Origin of the sequence: Chromohalobacter sarecensis, assembly GCF_023061135.1 — a bacterium.
Classification (GTDB): Bacteria; Pseudomonadota; Gammaproteobacteria; order Pseudomonadales; family Halomonadaceae; genus Chromohalobacter; species Chromohalobacter sarecensis.
In genome coordinates this window covers 408,530-427,693 of sequence record NZ_JAKGAN010000001.1, presented here as the reverse complement: position 1 = coordinate 427,693, position 19,164 = coordinate 408,530, and the positions used below count along the sequence as shown (strand labels likewise).

Here is a 19,164-nt window from a genome sequence, read left to right as displayed (position 1 = left end):
ACCCCATGCTGTAGACAATACCCAAGCCTTCCGTCGACGCACCCCCGAACGTTCCTGGTGGCACGAAAAAGCCGGCCATCGGCCGGCGAAAGTCGGGCGGGCACCCGAGGCGAGCTGGCGTGCCGCCCCGTGTCGAACGAACCGACGCTGGATACCCTCCCCAACACGTATCAACGATTGGCGCGATGCTCGATCAACTCATCGACCACGCTCGGGTCAGCCAGCGTACTGGTGTCACCCAAGCCCTCGCACTCGTTGGCGGCGATCTTACGCAGGATACGCCGCATGATCTTGCCGGAACGGGTCTTCGGCAGACCCGGCGCCCACTGAATGACATCCGGCGTCGCAATCGGGCCGATATCCTTGCGCACCCATTGCGTCAATTCCTTGCGCAACTCTTCGCTGGGTTCGGCATCGTCGCTCAGGGTGACATAAATGTAGATGCCCTGTCCCTTGATATCGTGGGGGTATCCCACCACAGCGGCTTCGGCCACGGCACTATGTGCCACCAGCGAGGATTCGATCTCGGCAGTACCCATGCGGTGCCCGGAGACATTGAGCACGTCATCGATGCGGCCGGTGATCCAGTAGTAGCCATCCTCGTCGCGACGGCAGCCATCACCGGTAAAGTAGACGCCTTCATAAGGAGAGAAGTACGTCTGCACGAAACGTTCGTGATCGTTCCAGATGGTCCGCGCCTGACCGGGCCAGGAATCGAGGAGCACCAGATTGCCCGAGGTAGCGCCTTCGAGCACATTGCCGTCGTTGTCGAGTAGCGCCGGACGCACGCCGAAGAACGGCCGCGTGGCAGAGCCCGGCTTGAGGTCGGTGGCCCCCGGCAGCGGTGTGATCATGATGCCGCCAGTTTCGGTCTGCCACCAGGTATCGACGATCGGGCAGCGCGAATTGCCGATCACACTGTGGAACCAACTCCAAGCTTGAGGATTGATCGGCTCACCCACCGACCCCAGCACACGCAGACTGTCACGCTGGCTAGAGTCCATGATGTTCTCACCATGCGCCATCAACGCGCGGATGGCGGTCGGCGAGGTGTAAAGGATCGACACCTGATGCTTGTCGATGATCTCGCCGAGACGCCCGTGCGTGGGATAGCTCGGCACGCCCTCGAACATCAACGTGGTCGCACCGTTGGCCAGCGGCCCATAGACGATGTAGCTATGTCCGGTGACCCAGCCCACATCGGCGCTGCACCAGTACACTTCACCCTCGTGGTAGTCAAACACATAGCGATGCGTCAGCGCCGCATAGAGCAGATAGCCCCCGGTGGTGTGCTTGAGCCCCTTGGGACGCCCAGTAGAGCCGGAGGTATAGAGAATGAACAGCGCATCCTCAGCGTTCATTTTCTCCGCCGGGCATTCGCTGGACTGGCGCTCGACCCACTCGTGATACCAGACGTCACGGTCGTCGTGCCATTCGATCTCGCCGCCGGTACGGCGCACGACCAGTACCTTGTCGACGATTTCGGTGCCGTCACGGGTCATCGCGGCGTCGACGTTGTCCTTGAGCGGCACATGCTTGCCACCGCGCACCGACTCGTCGGCGGTGATCACCACACGTGATTGGGCATCGACCACACGCTGTGCCAAGGCATCCGGCGAGAAGCCGCCGAAGACCACCGAGTGCACCGCCCCGATACGCGCACACGCCAGCATCGCCACCGATGCCTCAGGGATCATTGGCATGTAAAGGGTGACAGTATCCCCCTTGGTGACACCCATTTCCTTGAGCGCGTTGCTCAAGCGACACACTTCGGCATGCAGCTCGCGGTAGGTGATGGTCTTGTCTTGCCCCGGGTCATCGCCTTCCCAGATGATCGCCGGCTGATCGCCACGCGTCTCGAGATGGCGATCGAGACAGTTGTAGGCAGCGTTGAGCTCGCCATCCTCGAACCAGCGAATATCCACGTTGGAGGCGGCGAATGAGGTGTTCTTGATCTTGGTCGGCGCCTTGAACCAATCCAGAGACTCGGCCTGTTCCGCCCAGAAGCCTTCGGGATCGTCGACCGAGCGCTGATAGAGGCTCAAATACGTCTCGTCATCCGCCCAGGCATTGGCGGCGAAATCCTCCGCCACCGGGTAGACTTTCTGCTGTTCGGTCATGGCTGCCTCTCAAAGGTCGAGAAATGGATGATCGGCCACACGGTTACCAACGTGACCGTCCAAGAATACTACCCAGCATATACCCCTAGCCCCCCTGACTCCCTATTAGACCTTGGTATTACCATTTTTCCTTTTTAATTCATTGAGTTACATCACTTTTTCGCGACGAAGCGCAAGCGCTGTCGACATTGTCGGCAATGATAGGTCGTGCCGCGCTGTGCCAGCGAATGACGACGCGCGGAAAATCGATGCTCGGTGGCACAACCACAACGGTAGCAATACGGTGCGGGACTGGCACGCGCGACATCGAAACGATGCGTGGTACGTGGCGGCAAACCGTAGAGCTTCTGCATGACGGTACGCCATTCGTGGCCATGTGGACGCGCTGGCGGCCCCTCGAGATGAAAGACTAGCCAATGCGCCATCTCATGCGGCACGACGTCTTCCATAAACGCCTGGCGATTCTCGCGCAGCAGCACCGGATTGAAACGCAGGCCACCGCGGGTGAAGTGCGCCTGGCCGGCCCCCTTGCCACGCAGGTCCAGCCACACGCGGGGACGCGGCAAGGTGGGATGGACATCGCGGGCGACGTACCAGGCTGCTTCGACGCGCGCATGTAGCGCCTCGTGGAGCGCCGGCTCGTCAAGAGACATTAACCAATCGTTATCGGGCGTGGGCAAGGTGACAGACATCATAGGATGCTAGAATGCCGCGCAACGCGACAGGCGTCCACCACTCACCGACCGCTCCACTGCAAGAGGCTCATCATGTCCGAGACGTCGCCCCCCATGCCATTGCTCGACGACGCAGCGCTCGAGGCCCTCGACGATTTTCTGGAATCCGACCAGGTCGACCCTGAGGCGCTCGATCTCATCGGCACGCACGGCTTCCTCGTCGCCCTGGCGATCGCGCCGATCGAGACACCGGCCACGACCTGGGTCGCCGAGCTTTACCATGGCGAGCCGCAGTTCACCGACGCCACGCAACGCGAGCAGATCCTCGGCCTCTGCGAAACGCTCAAGCAAAACGCCATCGAGGCCCTCGAGCACGGTCACCTGCCCGAATTGCCGTTCGATCTTGAGCTCGGCGACATCTCGCCGGAAGAAACGCCCATCGGCGATTGGTGTGCGGGCTTCATGGAAGGCGTGTTTCTCAATGAAGTCGCCTGGTTCGAGCACGACGAAGCCCGAGTCGCCGAGCTGCTACTGCCCTTCATGGCTCTATCGGGGCTATTCGACGACGAACCCGACATGCACGAATTGATCGCTGACGGCACCCGCGCAGAAGCGCTCGTCAAGCAGCTTCCCGAGCTGATCCTCGATATTTATCTGCATTACCGCGTCCCCGAGGAAAAACCCAAGCCTACGCCGCGCAAGAAGAAGCCCGCCGGGCGTCCGGGCAGCAAGGATCGCGGCTAGGCGCGTGCTCAGCGCAGCCGCGTCATCCACCCGTTAAGGGTGCCGAAAACCCACTCACGACAGCGCTGAGTCCATGGACGATGGCGCCACTGATCCCAATCGATCTCCTCGCTGGCGGCGAAATTGCGCTCGAACAGGGCCGCCACGTCGCGGGCGAAACCGGCGTCCTCAACTTCCTGGTTGGCCTCCAGGTTCCACTGCAGACTCCAGTGGTCGAAGTTGCACGAGCCGATCGACGACCAATCGTCGACCAGCACGAACTTGGCGTGAATGAAGGTCGGCTGGAACTCGTAGATGCGTACCCCGGCCCGCAACAGTCGCGCGTAGAAACGTTGCCCGGCATAGCGAATGCCCGGATGGTCGTGGCGCGACCCCGGCAGCAATAGGCGCACGTCAAGGCCCAGACGCGCCGCGCGGATCAAGCGCCAGCGCAGGCTGAAAGTCGGCACGAAATAGGGCGTGCACAGCCACAATCGCCGCTCGGCGGTGGCGATACGCTGATGCAACGAATGCCGGATCGCCTGGTAACGATGCCCACGCCCGCTGATCATCCGCCCGTGCATATCCGCCGTGAGTGGTGCGATGGGGGCCAGAGGCGGCCAGTGACGCGGCGCCGCCTTGCGACGCGTCAAGGGCGACTCCCAAAGCTGCGCGAACAGGCCGACCCAATCCGCGACGACCGGTCCCTCGATGCGTACGGCGACTTCATACCACGCCTCGATAAAGGCATCGACGGCGCCGAAACCACCGGTAAAAGCCAGCTGCTCGTCGACGATCAGCAGCTTGCGATGATCGCGCGACAGATTCTTTCCCAACCGATGCCAGGCCAGCGGATTGAAGAAGCGCAGCGCCACGCCGGCCTCGCGCAAGCGCTCGCGGTCCGCATGCGCGAGCTTCATCGAACCGTAGCCATCGAGCAGCAACAACACCGTGACACCCCGCCCAGCCGCCGCACACAAGGCATCGATCACCCGCGTGGCAAGCGTTCCTGATTCCATCAGATAGAGTTCGAGATAAAGCGTGGTATGCGCTTTATCGATGGCTGAAAACAAGGCGGGAAGAAAACGCTTGCCTTCCGGCAACAAGGTGAAACGGTTGCCTACCTGCCAACGTCCGCGCATGGTGTCTCCTTGTTTCGCCGCCTGCGCAGCGGCTCGGGCATGCGTCATTGACGCACGTTTGCAACGTCGCTGAAAAGCACCCGCCTTGGGCCTACCCGGCCTGACTGGCTATACTGCTTCATTGCGTTCCTTCAAGGCTAATGGATGGCTGTTCTACGCACGCTCCTCACTCCCTTGCGCGCCCTGTGCCGCACGCTGCTCGACCGCTGGCTCGACTACCATCATGTCGAAGCGCAGCAGCCCGCGCTCGATGCCACGCAGCCAACGATTTACGTGCTGCCGCATCCGACCTTCTCGGACAGACTGGCACTCGAGTTGATAACCCGCCGCGAGGGCTTGCCCAGCGCCCGAGGCAGCGTTGTGCTCGGCGAAACACGCCTTCCCACCTGTATCGCCCTGCCCCGGCTCAGCCGCGGGCTGACGCGGGTACACGGACGACGCTCGCCGCACCTCGATACCTTACTGGCACAGCTAGCCGCCGACCCCGGGCGGGACATCCAGCTCGTGCCGGTCAGCGTGTTCTGGGGGCGCGCCCCGGGTAAGGACTTCGGCTTCTGGAAACTGCTCGCCGCGGATAGCTGGCAGTGGAGCGGACGTCTGCGCCGACTCTTGTCGATAGCGATCAACGGCAAGCACGTGCAGGTGCATATCGGCGCCCCGCTGCAACTACGCACCTTGGTCGAGACACGTCCGCTGCCGGTCGCCCAGCGCAAGACGGCCCGCGTGCTGCGCGTTCACTTTCGTCGTGTACGCGCCCGCGTACTGGGGCCCGATCTTTCGCACCGCAACACGCTGATCCGCGGCGTGGTCGACAGCCCACAAGTCCGCCAGGCGATCTTTGATGCGGCCACCGCCCGTGGCACCAGCCCTGAGCGTGAAACCCGCCGCGCGCTGCGCTATGGCCGCGAGATCGCCTCCAACACCTCATACCCGGTGCTGCGCTTCCTCTACCAGCTACTGCGCCGGCTCTGGAATCGCCTCTACGACGGCGTCACCGTCAATGGACTCGACGACGTCAAGGCGCTGGCCGGCGATCACGAGTTGATCTACGTGCCCTGTCATCGCAGCCATATCGACTACCTGTTGTTGTCCTACGCACTATTTCGCGAGGGATTGATGCCGCCGCACATCGCGGCGGGCCGTAACCTCGACATGCCGGTGGTCGGCGCGTTGCTACGCCGTGGCGGGGCCTTCTTCCTGCGCCGCAGCTTTCGTGACAACCGCCTCTACGCGGCGGTGTTCAACGAATACGTGCATCGTCTGATCTCGCGCGGCCATCCGCTGGAGTACTTCCTCGAAGGCGGACGCTCGCGCACTGGGCGGATGCTGGCACCGCGCCCGGGCATGCTCGCCATGACCCTGCGTTCCTTCGCCCGCGACCCTCGCCGCGAGGTCGCCTTCGTGCCGGTCTACGTCGGCTACGAGAAAGTGCTGGAAAGCGGTAGCTACCTCAAGGAATTGCGCGGCGGGCACAAGAAGAAGGAATCGCCCTTCGATCTGTTGCGCATCGTGCGTCGCCTGCGCCAGTCGTACGGGCATGTCACGGTGAATGTCGGCGAACCGCTCATGCTCAGCGAGTTTCTCGACCGCCAGGTCCCCGATTGGCGAGACAACCGCCGCCAGACGCGCCCCGACTGGCTGAACCAGGCCGTGCCCGCACTGGGGTCCACCCTGGCCCAGCGCATCAATGGCGCAGCCGCCATCACGCCGGTCTCGCTGGTCGCCCTGGGGCTGCTGGCCAATTCGCACCACGCCATCGAGGCCGACCTGCTCGAGCGCCACATGCGCTTGCTGGTGGACCTGAGACGGCATCTCCCGGGTGGCGAGCGCATTACCCTGCCCGACGGCGAGCCACGTGACTGGATCGCTCATACCGCTCAATTGGGGTTCATCGAATGCCGCCCGCAGGCACTCGGCGAACTCGTGCTCGCCACGCCGGAACAGGCCACCTTGTTGACCTGGTATCGCAACAACGTCTTGCACCTGTTCATCGACATGGCGCTGGTCGCCTTCGCGTATCGGCATAATGCGCGCTTTGGCACCGAGGAGCTGCTCACACTGCTGGGCCCCGCTTGGCCGGTGCTCGCGCATGAATTTCACCTCCCCTTGGAGGCCTTCGCGCCGCGTCTGGAGCGCGCCCTGGCGGCACTCGCGTCGGAAGATCTACTACTCGAGACCGATCATGGCTGGGAGCGCCCAGCGGGGCACCTGGCCAGTAGCGAACACCTGCGCCTGTTGGGGCGGCTGGTACAACCGACCCTGGAGCGTGGTTATCTGCTGTTGGCCGTGCTGCTGCGCGAGGGAAGCGGCACCCTGACCCGCGAGGCGCTGGAGGAACAAAGCCGTCAGTTGGCTGAACGTCTCACCCTGCTCTCCGGGCTCAATGCGCCGGAGTTCTTCGATAAACGTCTCTTCAGCGGCTTGCTCGATACCCTCGAGGCGCAGGGCTGGTTATGGCAGGAAAACGACAAGCTGTGCTATGACACCCCGCTCGAAAATGCCCAGCGGCGCGGCCGGGCGCTTTTCGATCCCAGCCTGCGCCACCGCTTGACTCAACTGGTGCATCGCCAGCCATCGTAATCACCCGACTCGGGTAGATTGCCGTCATGCGGGTTTCAGGCTGCGATGCACATAGAGATCATAGCGACTGGTCTTGCCCTCGAGCACGTGATCGGGCGCGGGGCCATCGAGCGGCGGCGCGCGGCGGGGGCGCTTGACCACTACCCGGTGCGTAGCGACCTTCAGAGCGGCTTCCAGCAAGCGTGGCGCGTCGTCATCGTCGCCGGCCAACTCGCGGAAGATACGCATCTCTTTCTTGACCAGCGCACTCTTGTCACGGTGTGGAAACATGGGATCGAGATGTACCACCTGCGGCGCAACATCGTGACGCGCCACTAGGGTTGCCAGTTCACGCGCGGCATCACCATGCGCCACCCGCATACGCGCCACGATCTCGGCGGCCTCGTCATCCACTCGGGCGCGCCGCACGCCATCCTCGAGCAGAGCGTAGATCGCCACCACGCGCTCGATCAACAACACGTCGGCACCGAGACTCGCCAGCACGAAGGCATCGCGCCCCAGTCCCGCCGTGGCATCGACGATGCTCGGCGTCACGCCGTGCGCCAGACCGCATGCCTTGGCAATCAACTGTCCACGTCCGCCGCCGAAGCGGCGCCGGTGCGCGACTTTGCCAGCGGTAAAATCGACCCGAATCGGCGCGCCATAGTGGCGCGCATTGCCCGACAGCGCCAGGCCATCGGCACGCATGGTCAACTGCAAGGCGGCATCGGCATCCGCCTCGGATTCCCAGGGCATCCCCAGACGCGCGGCCAGCGCACGTAGCGGCTCACCGATGGCCGCGACGCTTTCGCTCATACCGCCCACACCAGCAGTACGACCCCCAGGATCAGACGGTAGATGACGAACGGCAGCATACCAATACGATCCAGTGCGGCCAGGAACAGCTTGATACACAGCCACGCCGCGATGAACGACATCAACGTGCCCGCGATGAGCGTGCCCCAGGCCACGTCCCCGCCCGCTTCGACGAGCTCGATACCCTTGAGTGAGCCGGCGGCGAGAATCAGCGGGATCGACAGCAAGAACGAGAAACGCGCCGAGGCCTGCCGGGTAAAGCCGAGCATCAGCGCTGCCGTCATGGTGATACCCGAGCGCGACGTGCCGGGAATCAGTGCAATGGCTTGCGCCAGGCCGATCAGCAACGCGGTCTTCAGGGTCAGGGTCTCGAGCGACTTCACGCGGCTGCCGCGCTTGTCGGCCACACCCAGCAGCACCCCGAAAAGGATCGTCGTCGTGGCAATGACCAGCACCGCGCGTCCCGCACTCTCGATCCAGTCTTCAATCAACAGGCCAACGACCACCGCCGGGATGGTGGCGATGATGATCGCCCACCCCAGGCGACTTTCCGGGGTTGGTCCACGCTCGCCGAATTGGGTACACCAGGCATGAAGAATGCGCCAGACTTCATGGCGAAACGCGAACAACACAGCCCCCAGCGAGCCGACATGCACGGCGACATCGAAGGCCAAGCCCTGATCGGGCCAGCCCAGCAACTGCGAAGGGAGAATCAGGTGAGCGGATGACGAAATGGGTAGAAATTCAGTGAGACCCTGAATGACGGCCAGCGCAACGACGTGCAACCAATCCATGAGATGTCCTTGAAGCAACGAAAAGCATGACGCTGCGTACGAGCGTGCGAACACGCCATTATTATTCTCGAGGGCTTAAGAAACGCTTAGCCGCGCTGCCACGCTATCTCATTGCGCAAATACACCGGCACCGCTGCGTCGGGCGACGGACGTTCGCCCGACTTCCAGGCCTGTACGGCCAGATGGACCATGTCCTCGGCGGCCGGTTGCGGCTCGCTCAGGCACTGGCCGAGCGCCGACTGCACTTCAACGGGCATGCGCTCGCGTAAGTTCCAGCCCGAACCAATGCCCACCCAGTCGACATCGTGGAATGCCGCGGGCAGGCGCAGGCGTTCCGGCGCCAACACGGCCTCCGCCATGAGCGGCTCGAGCACGCCATCGTGACAGCGATAGGCCGCGGCATAGACCTCGTCCATGCGCGCGTCCATTGCCGCCACGACATAGCGCGCGTGGAGGCGCCGATGCGCGGAAAGCGCCAGGGCTTCCAAGGTGGACACGCCGATCAAGGGACACTCGAGTGCAAACGCCAGTCCCTGCGCCGTCCCGGCGGCGATACGCAAGCCGGTAAACGAGCCCGGCCCACGGCCGTATACCAACGCATCGAGATCAGCGAGCGCCACGCACGCCTCGGCCAGCACGTCGTCGACCATCGGCATCAAGAGGTGGGTGTGTTGACGCGGGGCGTCACGATAGCGGGAAATCACATGGCCATCGCGCCACAGGGCGCAGGAACAGGCGCTAGTAGAGGCATCCAGGGCCAACAGAGTGGGCATCGGCGATCATCGGGCTACGGGTGAGCCCGCACTATAAACGTGCCATCAAGCATTGGCAAAACGCCCGACGAACCGTCTGACGCATTGCTTGACGCAGGTCGTTATTGCGCGGCGCCAGGGACGCCGCGCGGCAGGAAGAGAAACTTATCCCTCGAGCGCCGTCAGCACCTGCTCGCGGATCGACTCGACGCTACCGGTGCCTTCCACGCGGTGGTAGGCAGGCGCACTTTGCGGATCTTGCTGCGCCCATTCTTGGTAATACTTCACCAGCGGCTCGGTCTGCTCATGGTAGACGGACAGGCGGTTGCGCACGGTGGCTTCCTGATCGTCGTCGCGCAGCACGATCGCTTCACCGGTCACGTCATCCTTGCCCTCTTCCTGGGGCGGCTGATACTCGACGTGATAGACACGCCCCGAGCCCGGATGCACCCGACGACCGGCCAGGCGCTTGACGATTTCCTCGTCGTCCACGGCGACTTCCAGCACATGGTCGAGCTTGACGCTGGCATCTTTCATGGCATCGGCCTGAGGGATCGTGCGCGGGAAACCATCGAACAGGAAACCGTTGGCGCAATCGGGCTGAGCGATACGTTCCTTGACCAACGAGATGATGATGTCATCGGACACCAGACCGCCGCTGTTCATGATCTCCTTGACCTTGAGACCCAGTTCACTCTCCTCCTTGACCGCCGTGCGCAACATGTCACCGGTGGATATCTGCGGAATGTCGAAATGCTCGCAGATGAATTGGGCCTGGGTACCCTTGCCTGCGCCCGGGGCGCCCAACAAGATCAAACGCATCGATAGTACTCCTTGAACGAGTCATCACATGTTCGTTGTCAGCCATGGCATGCTCCATGAAGCACACGCCATCGCCGTGGGAATGGCCCATGACGATACCTGCACGGCTCGAACGGCACAAGCACGCCCGCCCTGGGTTCGCCCTGCTCAAAGCGCCATAATTCGCCTTTTTTCATGGACTTGCCTGAAGCGTTGCACTTTCGTCGCGCGCCACAGCCTGCTCTGTTTGTCGTGACATTAAAAAAGCGGCCCTCAAGAGGGCCGCTTTGGTCACATCGTAGATGCGCTTGGGTCACATCAGCAGACGGCGAATATCACTCAGCGCCTGGGCCAGGAAGGCCGTGAAGCGTGCCGCGTCGGCGCCGTTGACCGCACGGTGGTCGTAGGACAACGACAACGGCATCATCAGCCGCGGCGCGAACTCGGCGCCATCCCACACCGGCTTCGTCTGCGCCTTGGAAACGCCGAGGATGGCGACTTCCGGAGCATTGACGATGGGCGTGAAGGCGGTGCCGCCGATGGAGCCCAGGCTGGAGATGGTGAAACAGCCACCGGTCATCTCTTCGCGCTTGAGCTTCTTCGATTGCGCCTTGCCGGCCAGTTCGACCGATTCCTTGGCCAGGTCGATCAGCGATTTCTGATCGGCGTTGCGGATCACCGGGACCATCAGGCCGTCCGGCGTATCCACGGCGATGCCGATGTGCACGTAGTGCTTCTGCACCAGCGTTTCGCCGTCGCTCTTCAGGCTGACGTTGAACTGCGGGAATTTCTGCAAGGCGTAGGCGCAGGCCTTGATCATGAACGGCAGCGGCGTGAGCTTGGCGTCCTGCTGGGCGGCCTCGTCCTTCATCGACTTGCGGAAGGCTTCCAGCTCGGTAATGTCCGCCTCGTCGAATTGCGTGACGTGCGGCACGTTGAGCCAACTGCGGTGCAAGTTGGCCGCGCCCGCTTTCATCAGACGGCCCATGGACTTTTCCTCGACCTCGCCGAACTGGCTGAAGTCGATGTCCGGCACCGCCGGAATGCCCGCACCGCCACTCGGCGCAGCGCCTTTTTCAGCGCCGCTGGAGCGCTGCTGAAGGGCGTTCTTGACGTAACCCTGCACGTCTTCCTTCAGCACGCGCTGCTTGGGCCCGGTGGGCGTGACCTGTGCCAGGTCGACGCCCAGTTCGCGCGCCAGCATGCGCACCGCGGGACCGGCATGGACACGAGAACCCGCCGTCTTGTCGTCGCCTTGCTTGTGACGCGCCTCGGGGCTCGGCTCGCCCATGGGCTGCTTGGCAGACGACGCGGACGTGGCAGCGCTGGCTTTTTGCTGACCGGCATCGGCCTTCTGATCCGCCTTGCCGGCATCGGCTTTCTTGGCCGGCTTCTTGGCACCCTCCACGTCAATATAGCCGATCAGGTCGCCCTCGGAGACGCTGTCGCCTTCCTTGACCGAGACCTCGACGACTTTGCCCTTGTAGGGGCTGGGCACGTCCATGGAGGCCTTGTCGGATTCCAGCGTGATCAGCGTGTCTTCCTTGCTGATCTCGTCGCCTTCGCTGATCGCCAGCTCGATGATCGGCACGCCTTCGCTACCGCCGATATCCGGAACGCGGAGTTCCTGGCGGCCACCCTCGTCGGCGTCTTCTTGCGTCTCGTCTTCGGCGTCTTGATCCTCGGCACCCGCGTCCGACTCGGCACTCTCGGAATCGCCTTCCGCCCGGGCTTCGTCGGTATCGTCGTCTGCGTCGTCACCTTCGCCGGCGATCTCCATGCTGCCGATCAGGTCACCTTCGGAGACAGTGTCGCCCTCCTTGACCGCCAGCGAGACGAGTTTGCCGCTGTAGGGACTCGGCACGTCCATGGAGGCCTTGTCGGATTCCAGCGTGATCAGTGGGTCTTCCGCGCTGACTTCGTCGCCTTCACCGACCGCGACTTCGATGATCTCGACGCCTTCGCTGCCGCCGATATCCGGTACTTTGACCTCGACAGTGCGCTTACCGCCACCGGACGACTTCTTCGGCGCAGCCTTCTCGGGCTCGGCTTCGTCCTTATCCTTCGACTTGGCATCGTCCTGAGACTTGACATCGTCCTGAGAGGGCCGGTCAGCGTCGCTATCGTCCTGACCGTCGTCGCCACCTTCGGCTTCGAGCTCGAGGACATCGTCGCCCTCGGAGACGCTATCGCCTTCCTTGACCAGCACCTTGACGACCTTGCCGCCCTTGGGCGCCGGGACATCCATGCTGGCCTTGTCGGACTCCAGCGTGATCATGGTGTCTTCGGCGGCGATGACATCACCTTCGGACACCGCCACCTCGATGATCTCGACGCCTTCACTACCGCCGATATCGGGAACTTTGATGATTTCGCTACTCAAGGTCGCGCTCCTTTCCAATCTGGCAGTCTGGTCGTCCCGGCGAAACATCGCGCTCGGGCAATACGACCAGACCAGGCAATCTGGCCACAGCCACCACCGCATCTAAGCGGCGGTGGCACCTCGATGGGACCCTTGGGTCCAAGACACCAACGGGGCTCAAGACACCAGCGGGCTGGGCTTGGCGGGGTCAATGCCATATTTCTTCATGGCATCATTGACGACCTTGGCGTCGATCTCACCGCGGCTGGCCAGCGCGCGCAGCGCCTGAATGGTTACGTAGTAGCGATCGACCTCGAAGAAACGACGCAGCGCTTCACGCGTGTCGGAACGCCCGAAACCATCGGTCCCCAGCACATGGAAATCACTCGGCACCCAAGCACGAATCTGATCGGCGTAGAGCTTCATGTAGTCGGTCGACGCAATGACCGGCCCTTCGACACCGCTGAGTTGCTGTGACACCCACGGCTGCTCACGCTTTTCATCGTAGTCGAGGAACTGCAACCGGTCGTATTCGAGCGCTTCGCGGCGTAGCTCGTTGAAGCTGGTCACGCTCCACACGTCGGCGACGACGTCGTGCTCGTTCGCCAGCATCTCGGCAGCGGCCTCGACTTCGCGCAGAATCGTGCCGCTGCCCATGAGCTGCACGCGTGGCTGCTTCTTGCGACCATCCTTCTTGCCTTCCTGAAGCAGGTACATGCCACGAACGATGCCTTCCTCGCTGCCCTCCGGCATTTCCGGGTGCGGGTAGTTCTCGTTCATCACGGTCAGATAGTAGAAGCAGTTTTCCTTGTCGTGGAACATGCGCTTCAGGCCATCCTGCAGAATCACCGCGACCTCGTGGCCATAGCACGGGTCGTAGGCACGGCACGACGGCACGGTCGACATCAGGATATGGCTGTGGCCATCCTGGTGCTGAAGCCCTTCGCCGTTGATAGTCGTGCGTCCGGCGGTACCGCCGATCATGAAGCCGCGCGCCTGTAGATCGCCGGCCGCCCAGATCAGGTCACCGACGCGCTGATAGCCGAACATCGAGTAGTAGACGTAGAACGGAATCAGCGGCAGGTGGTGGTTGGCGTAAGCCGTCGCCGCCGCGATCCACGCGGAGATGGAACCGGCTTCGGTGATGCCTTCCTCGAGGATCTGACCCTTCTGGTCCTCGCGGTAGTACATGATCTGGCCGGCATCCATGGGCTCGTACTTCTGCCCTTCGGCGGCGTAGATACCCAACTGGCGGAACATGCCTTCCATCCCGAAGGTACGCGCTTCGTCGGGAATGATCGGCACCACGCGCGAGCCCAACTGCTTGTTCTTGACCAGGCCGTTGAGTACACGCACGAAGGACATGGTGCTGGACACTTCGCGGTCGCCGGAGCCCTTGAGCTGGCTGGCGAACATCTTGTCATCGAGCCCGGGAATCTCGAGCGCCTCGAAGTCGTTCTTGCGCGCCGGCAAGAAGCCGCCGAGCTTCTCGCGCTGGAGATGCAGGTACTTCATCTCCGGGCTGTCGTCGTCGGGCTTGTAGTACGGGATGTCACCGCTTTCGATCTGCTCGTCGGAGATCGGCACACCGAAACGATCGCGAAACTTCTTGAGCGCTTCGGTATCCATCGACTTGATCTGGTGAGCTTCCATGTCGGCTTCGCCGCTGCCGCCGCCCATGCCGTAGCCTTTGACGGTATGCGCCAGGATCACGGTGGGGCCATTGCCAGCATTGTTGACCGCTTCATGGTAGGCCGCGTAGACCTTCTGTGGATCGTGACCGCCGCGATTGAGACGGAAGATCTGCTCGTCGGAGTAGTCCTTGACCATCTCTGCGGTTTCATCGTACTTGCCGAAGAAGTGCTCACGGGTGTACTTGCCACCCTGGGCCTTGTAGTTCTGATACTCGCCGTCGACCGCCTCATCCATGCGTTTTTGCAGCATGCCTTTGGTGTCCTGCTCAAACAGCGGGTCCCACTGGCCGCCCCAGACGACCTTGATCACGTTCCAACCGGCACCGCGGAAGACGCCTTCGAGCTCGTCGATGACGCGCGAGTTGCCGCGCACCGGGCCGTCGAGACGCTGCAGGTTGCAATTGATGACGAAGATCAGGTTATCGAGCTTCTCGCGGCTCGCCAGGTGCAGCGCACCCAGGGATTCCGGTTCGTCGCATTCGCCATCGCCGAGGAAGGCCCAGACCTTGCGGTCCTGCATGTCCTCAAGCTCACGCGAATGCAGGTACTTCATCACGTGAGCCTGATAGATCGCCTGGATCGGTCCCAGGCCCATGGAGACCGTGGGGAACTGCCAGTACTCCGGCATCAGGTAGGGGTGCGGATAGGACGGCAGCGACTCGCCGTCGACTTCCTGGCGGAAGTTATCCATCTGCTCCTGTGTCAGGCGCCCTTCGAGGAACGAACGCGCGTAGATACCCGGCGTGACGTGCCCCTGGATATACAGCAGGTCGCCCTTGTGATCACCGTTATCAGCACGGAAGAAGTGGTTGAAACCAACTTCATAAAGCGTGGCACTGGACTGATAACTGGCAATGTGACCGCCCAGGCCCTTGTGCTTCTTGTTGGCGCGCAATACCTGAACCATCGCGTTCCAGCGGATGGCCGAACGAATCTTGCGCTCGATGAACATATCACCGGGCATCTTGGCTTCACGATGCACCGGAATGGTATTGCGATGCGGCGTGGTCCCGGAAAAGGGGGGAGAAGAGCCATCGCGACGCAGACGATCCGCCAAGCGGCTCATGATATACCGAGCGCGCTCTTCGCCCTCATGCTCGATGACCGAGGCCAAGGAATCCAGCCATTCCGTGGTTTCGATCGGATCGAGATCGTTTCTTGCCTCCAGACTCATAGACGTCTCTCCGAATGAAGATTGTATGTCGGTCATGGCCCGTCTACGCATCGCGATGGGGCCTGTGGCGCTCTTCAGTGCGGGCGCGACCTTCTGTGGGCCGTGTCTCCGGGGAAAACTTTCTGTAATTTCCTTACAGCGGGGCGTGCAAGACGCACGAATTCAGGCCACGACGATACCGCAAACGCTGTCTGCTGCCAATTCGATAGGCCGCAAGCGACCTGCAAAATGTTTATTGCCCATGCCCGCTTAGGCCATATCGCAGGGCTACGACAAAAGTTTACACGATGTAGTGCATTTACATGCATGCCGTGCACCTGGAAGCCGTGCCCGCCACCTCCTTGAGACAACGGCAAAAATAGGCCCAGTCAAAAGCCGGCCCCGGGTCGGTCTTACGCAGCGGCGCGATATGCGCGTGACTAGTCACACGCCCCAGATTCAAGGCAGGATAATACTCATGCAATGCCTGGAACACGCGGGCCAAGCATTGATACTGCGCATCGCGATAAGCGTGAATTTCATCGCCTTCCAGCTCGATGCCGATACTGAAGTCGTTGAGTTCACGACGTTCACGCTGGCCATCCCACCAGCGCGAGCGACCGGCATGCCAGGCGCGTCGATCGAAGCCCACGAACTGCACCGCCTCGCCGTCGCGGCGAATCAGCACATGCGCCGAGACCCGCAAGGCGTGAATCGTGGCAAAGTAAGGATGCGCGGCGGGGTCGAGACGATTGGTGAACAAGCGCTCGATATCCTCACCCCCGAAGCACCCCGGCGGCAGGCTGATGGAATGCAGTACCAGTGCCGAGACTTCATCCTCGGGACGTGCATTGTGATTGGGCGAAACGACGTGCCGCGCCGTGGTGAGCCAGTGATTGTCGACCCGCATGCCTGCTCCTGTCTTTTCGGGACGTACTTCTCGAGACGTACCTCTCAAGACGTACTTCTCAAGACGTACTCTTCGGGACGCGCTCGGATGACCAGCGCCCCCCTGACCGGATCGCCGTGATCCCGATATACTGCACATATTGTCGCATATCAAAGGAAGGCGCCCGACATGCAATATCGCGAAGCGCTCGCGGAGGATATCCGCACCAGTGCCGCCCGCCTGCTGGCCGAAGATGTTGGCCCCGGCGACATCACCGCGCAACTGATTCCTGCCAAGCAGTGGGCCTGGGCACGCGTCGTGACCCGTGAGAACGCGGTACTCTGCGGTGTCGCCTGGGTCGATGAGCTTTACCGGCGCCTCGACCCCAGCGTCAAGCTCCATTGGCATGCTGCCGATGGCGACGCTCTGGCGCCCGAGGAAACCATTCTCGAACTGGAAGGCCCCGCACGCAGCCTGATGACCGGCGAGCGCGCAGCCCTCAATCTACTCCAGACACTTTCGGGCACGGCGACACGCACGCGCGATTACATGGCACGGGTCGCCGATACCGGCGTGGCGCTACTGGATACTCGCAAGACCCTACCCGGCCTGCGCTTGGCGCAGAAATACGCCGTCACCTGCGGCGGCGGCCATAACCACCGCCTCGGGCTGCACGATGCCTTCCTGATCAAGGAAAATCATATCACCGCCTGCGGCGGCATTGCCGAGGCCATCACCGCCGCGCGTCGTATCGCCAGCGATCTGCCGGTGGAAGTGGAAGTCGAGACCCTCGACGAGTTGGATGCCGCGCTCTGCGCCGGCGCGGATACCATCATGCTCGACAACTTCGATCTCGAGACACTGCGCGAGGCAGTCACACGCACAGCCGGACGCAGCCGCCTGGAGGCCTCCGGCAATGTCAGCGAGGCCACCCTGCGCGATATCGCCAAAACCGGGGTCGACTGCATCTCCATCGGTGAGCTGACAAAAGACGTCAAAGCCGTCGACCTGTCGATGCGCGTCGTGCGTACCGAAACACGCTAGCCCCTCGCCCACTGCTTGCGCGTCAGCGACCGAAGGCCAGCATCCGTTCCAGGGGCTTAAGGGCCCGCTGACGCAGCGCTGCCTCGATATGTATCTCGCCACTGCCTTCATGCAAGGCGCGCTCGAGGCGGTTCAGGTCGTTCATCGCCATCCACGGGCAGTGGGCGCAACTCTTGCAGGTCGCGCCATTACCCGCCGTGGGTGCCTCGAGCAGCGTCTTGTCGGGCACGGCCTGCTGCATCTTGTAGAAGATACCGCGATCGGTGGCCACGATCAGGCGTTGCTGGTCGAGCTCGCGCGCGGCCTTGATCATCTGCGAGGTCGAACCCACCACGTCGGCCAATTCGATCACCGCAGCCGGCGACTCGGGATGCACCAGCAAGGCGGCATCGGGATAGACCTTCTTGAGGTCCAGCACGCCTTCGGCCTTGAATTCCTCGTGCACGATACAGGCGCCATCCCAGAGCAGCATGTCGGCGCCGGTACGCTCGCGGATATAACGCCCCAGATGCTTGTCCGGCGCCCACAGGATTTTTTCGCCACGGGCCTGGAGATGCTCGATGACCTCGACCGCAATCGACGAGGTCACCACCCAATCCGCACGCGCCTTGACCGCCGCCGAGGTATTGGCATAGACCACCACCGTGCGGTCGGGATGCGCCTCACAGAACGCCGCGAACTCATCCGCCGGACAGCCATCATCCAGCGAACAGGTCGCTTCCAGCGTAGGCATCAGTACAGTTTTCTCGGGGGACAGTATCTTGGCGGTCTCGCCCATGAAACGCACCCCAGCCACCACCAAGGTCGTGGCCGAGTGCCGGGCGCCGAAGCGTGCCATTTCCAGGGAATCGGCCACGCAGCCGCCGCTTTCCTCGGCGAGCTGCTGAATGGCGTCGTCGGTATAATAATGCGCCACCAAGGTGGCATTGCGTTCGCGCAGCAAACGCTTGATCGTTTCGGACTGTATGCGTGCCGACGCACTCGGCGCGACCGGGCAATACGCGCGAGCCAGAGGCGAGGTGGCCTCCGGCGCTTTCGGTGTCATGATCGTCATCGTGTCTACCACTGTGACTGGCAGGGGCTCCCCCTGCATAACGAGAAGCGTCGCGCCGCGATCTCTTCGCGGACACGCCACACCCGATCTCATGATACTGCTCGTCGATGCCGGCTTACCAGCATCGTGCCCACCCGAATGTCGTCAGGGCCTAATGCCCAGCACCAATACCTGGAACGCAAAAACCCCGCCTCATGCGAGACGGGGTTGAATGCTGGTGGGTCGTGTAGGATTCGAACCTACGACCAATTGGTTAAAAGCCAACTGCTCTACCACTGAGCTAACGACCCATAACCTGTCCGTTCGGACAGTTTTGGGCGGCAATGGTGGGTCGTGTAGGATTCGAACCTACGACCAATTGGTTAAAAGCCAACTGCTCTACCACTGAGCTAACGACCCGCCGCCGGGTCTTCGAGACGCATTATCGCACCATACCAATCAAAGGCACGTGCCAATGGTGGGTCGTGTAGGATTCGAACCTACGACCAATTGGTTAAAAGCCAACTGCTCTACCACTGAGCTAACGACCCGTCCCGACAGGGCGCACATAGTACTGATAACGCTCGACATTGACAAGATTTTTTTAC

The 19,164-nt window shown here is 62.2% G+C and carries 14 protein-coding genes and 3 tRNA genes; 3 read left to right on the top strand and 14 right to left on the bottom strand.

The annotated features are described in order from the left end of the window. Window positions 1–170 precede the first annotated feature (170 nt). A complete protein-coding gene (acs, locus tag L1071_RS01940) occupies window positions 171–2,120 on the bottom strand; it encodes an acetate--CoA ligase (protein WP_246968045.1) in 1,950 nt (649 codons plus the stop codon). 152 nt (window positions 2,121–2,272) lie between these two features. After that, window positions 2,273–2,815 (bottom strand): SprT family zinc-dependent metalloprotease, encoded by a 543-nt coding sequence (locus tag L1071_RS01935; RefSeq protein WP_246968043.1) that lies wholly within the window; start codon window positions 2,813–2,815, stop codon window positions 2,273–2,275. A 72-nt stretch (window positions 2,816–2,887) separates the two neighbouring features. Here L1071_RS01935 and L1071_RS01930 point away from each other — a divergent pair, with 72 nt between their 5' ends. Next, entirely contained in the window at window positions 2,888–3,538 is a 651-nt protein-coding gene (locus tag L1071_RS01930) for a UPF0149 family protein (protein WP_246968041.1), read from the top strand. An 8-nt stretch (window positions 3,539–3,546) separates the two neighbouring features. Here L1071_RS01930 and L1071_RS01925 read toward each other — a convergent pair whose 3' ends face one another. Continuing rightward, window positions 3,547–4,659 (bottom strand): phospholipase D-like domain-containing protein, encoded by a 1,113-nt coding sequence (locus tag L1071_RS01925; RefSeq protein WP_246968038.1) that lies wholly within the window; start codon window positions 4,657–4,659, stop codon window positions 3,547–3,549. A 144-nt stretch (window positions 4,660–4,803) separates the two neighbouring features. Between L1071_RS01925 and plsB the strand changes: the two genes are divergently transcribed. After that, complete coding sequence (gene plsB, locus L1071_RS01920; RefSeq protein WP_246968036.1) at window positions 4,804–7,239, top strand: glycerol-3-phosphate 1-O-acyltransferase PlsB; 2,436 nt, start codon at window positions 4,804–4,806, stop codon at window positions 7,237–7,239. Window positions 7,240–7,263: 24 nt separating this feature from the next. Here plsB and L1071_RS01915 read toward each other — a convergent pair whose 3' ends face one another. From L1071_RS01915 to ampD, 7 genes are all read right to left on the bottom strand, one after another. Further along, entirely contained in the window at window positions 7,264–8,034 is a 771-nt protein-coding gene (locus tag L1071_RS01915) for a class I SAM-dependent methyltransferase (protein WP_246968033.1), read from the bottom strand. Further along, window positions 8,031–8,828 (bottom strand): undecaprenyl-diphosphate phosphatase, encoded by a 798-nt coding sequence (locus tag L1071_RS01910; RefSeq protein ID WP_246968030.1) that lies wholly within the window; start codon window positions 8,826–8,828, stop codon window positions 8,031–8,033. Before L1071_RS01910 ends, L1071_RS01915 begins: the two co-directional genes overlap by 4 nt. 86 nt (window positions 8,829–8,914) lie before the next feature. Next, the gene (gene tsaB / locus L1071_RS01905; protein ID WP_246968027.1) at window positions 8,915–9,601 is read right to left on the bottom strand and encodes a tRNA (adenosine(37)-N6)-threonylcarbamoyltransferase complex dimerization subunit type 1 TsaB; all 687 of its coding nucleotides are present in this window, start codon (window positions 9,599–9,601) and stop codon (window positions 8,915–8,917) included. Window positions 9,602–9,745: 144 nt separating this feature from the next. Continuing rightward, complete coding sequence (gene adk, locus L1071_RS01900; protein ID WP_246968024.1) at window positions 9,746–10,402, bottom strand: adenylate kinase; 657 nt, start codon at window positions 10,400–10,402, stop codon at window positions 9,746–9,748. A gap of 292 nt (window positions 10,403–10,694) precedes the next feature. Beyond that, complete coding sequence (gene aceF / locus L1071_RS01895; protein WP_246968020.1) at window positions 10,695–12,764, bottom strand: dihydrolipoyllysine-residue acetyltransferase; 2,070 nt, start codon at window positions 12,762–12,764, stop codon at window positions 10,695–10,697. Between the two features lie 156 nt (window positions 12,765–12,920). Further along, window positions 12,921–15,611, bottom strand: coding sequence for a pyruvate dehydrogenase (acetyl-transferring), homodimeric type (gene aceE, locus L1071_RS01890; protein ID WP_246968017.1), 2,691 nt, complete (start codon window positions 15,609–15,611; stop codon window positions 12,921–12,923). A gap of 298 nt (window positions 15,612–15,909) precedes the next feature. Continuing rightward, complete coding sequence (gene ampD, locus L1071_RS01885; RefSeq protein ID WP_246968014.1) at window positions 15,910–16,500, bottom strand: 1,6-anhydro-N-acetylmuramyl-L-alanine amidase AmpD; 591 nt, start codon at window positions 16,498–16,500, stop codon at window positions 15,910–15,912. Between the two features lie 168 nt (window positions 16,501–16,668). Between ampD and nadC the strand changes: the two genes are divergently transcribed. After that, window positions 16,669–17,523 carry a carboxylating nicotinate-nucleotide diphosphorylase gene (gene nadC / locus L1071_RS01880; protein ID WP_246968011.1) on the top strand — a complete coding sequence of 285 codons (855 nt, stop codon included), beginning with the start codon at window positions 16,669–16,671 and terminating at the stop codon, window positions 17,521–17,523. A 22-nt stretch (window positions 17,524–17,545) separates the two neighbouring features. Here the strand turns inward: nadC and nadA are convergent, their stop codons facing one another. The 4 genes from nadA to L1071_RS01860 all read right to left on the bottom strand — a co-directional run bounded on the left by nadA (window position 17,546) and on the right by L1071_RS01860 (window position 19,107). Beyond that, window positions 17,546–18,577, bottom strand: coding sequence for a quinolinate synthase NadA (gene nadA / locus L1071_RS01875; protein ID WP_246968009.1), 1,032 nt, complete (start codon window positions 18,575–18,577; stop codon window positions 17,546–17,548). A 215-nt stretch (window positions 18,578–18,792) separates the two neighbouring features. After that, window positions 18,793–18,867, bottom strand: a tRNA-Lys gene (locus L1071_RS01870). A 34-nt stretch (window positions 18,868–18,901) separates the two neighbouring features. Continuing rightward, a tRNA-Lys gene (locus L1071_RS01865) sits at window positions 18,902–18,976 on the bottom strand. 56 nt (window positions 18,977–19,032) lie between these two features. After that, window positions 19,033–19,107 (bottom strand) — tRNA-Lys (locus L1071_RS01860). Window positions 19,108–19,164: the final 57 nt, after the last annotated feature.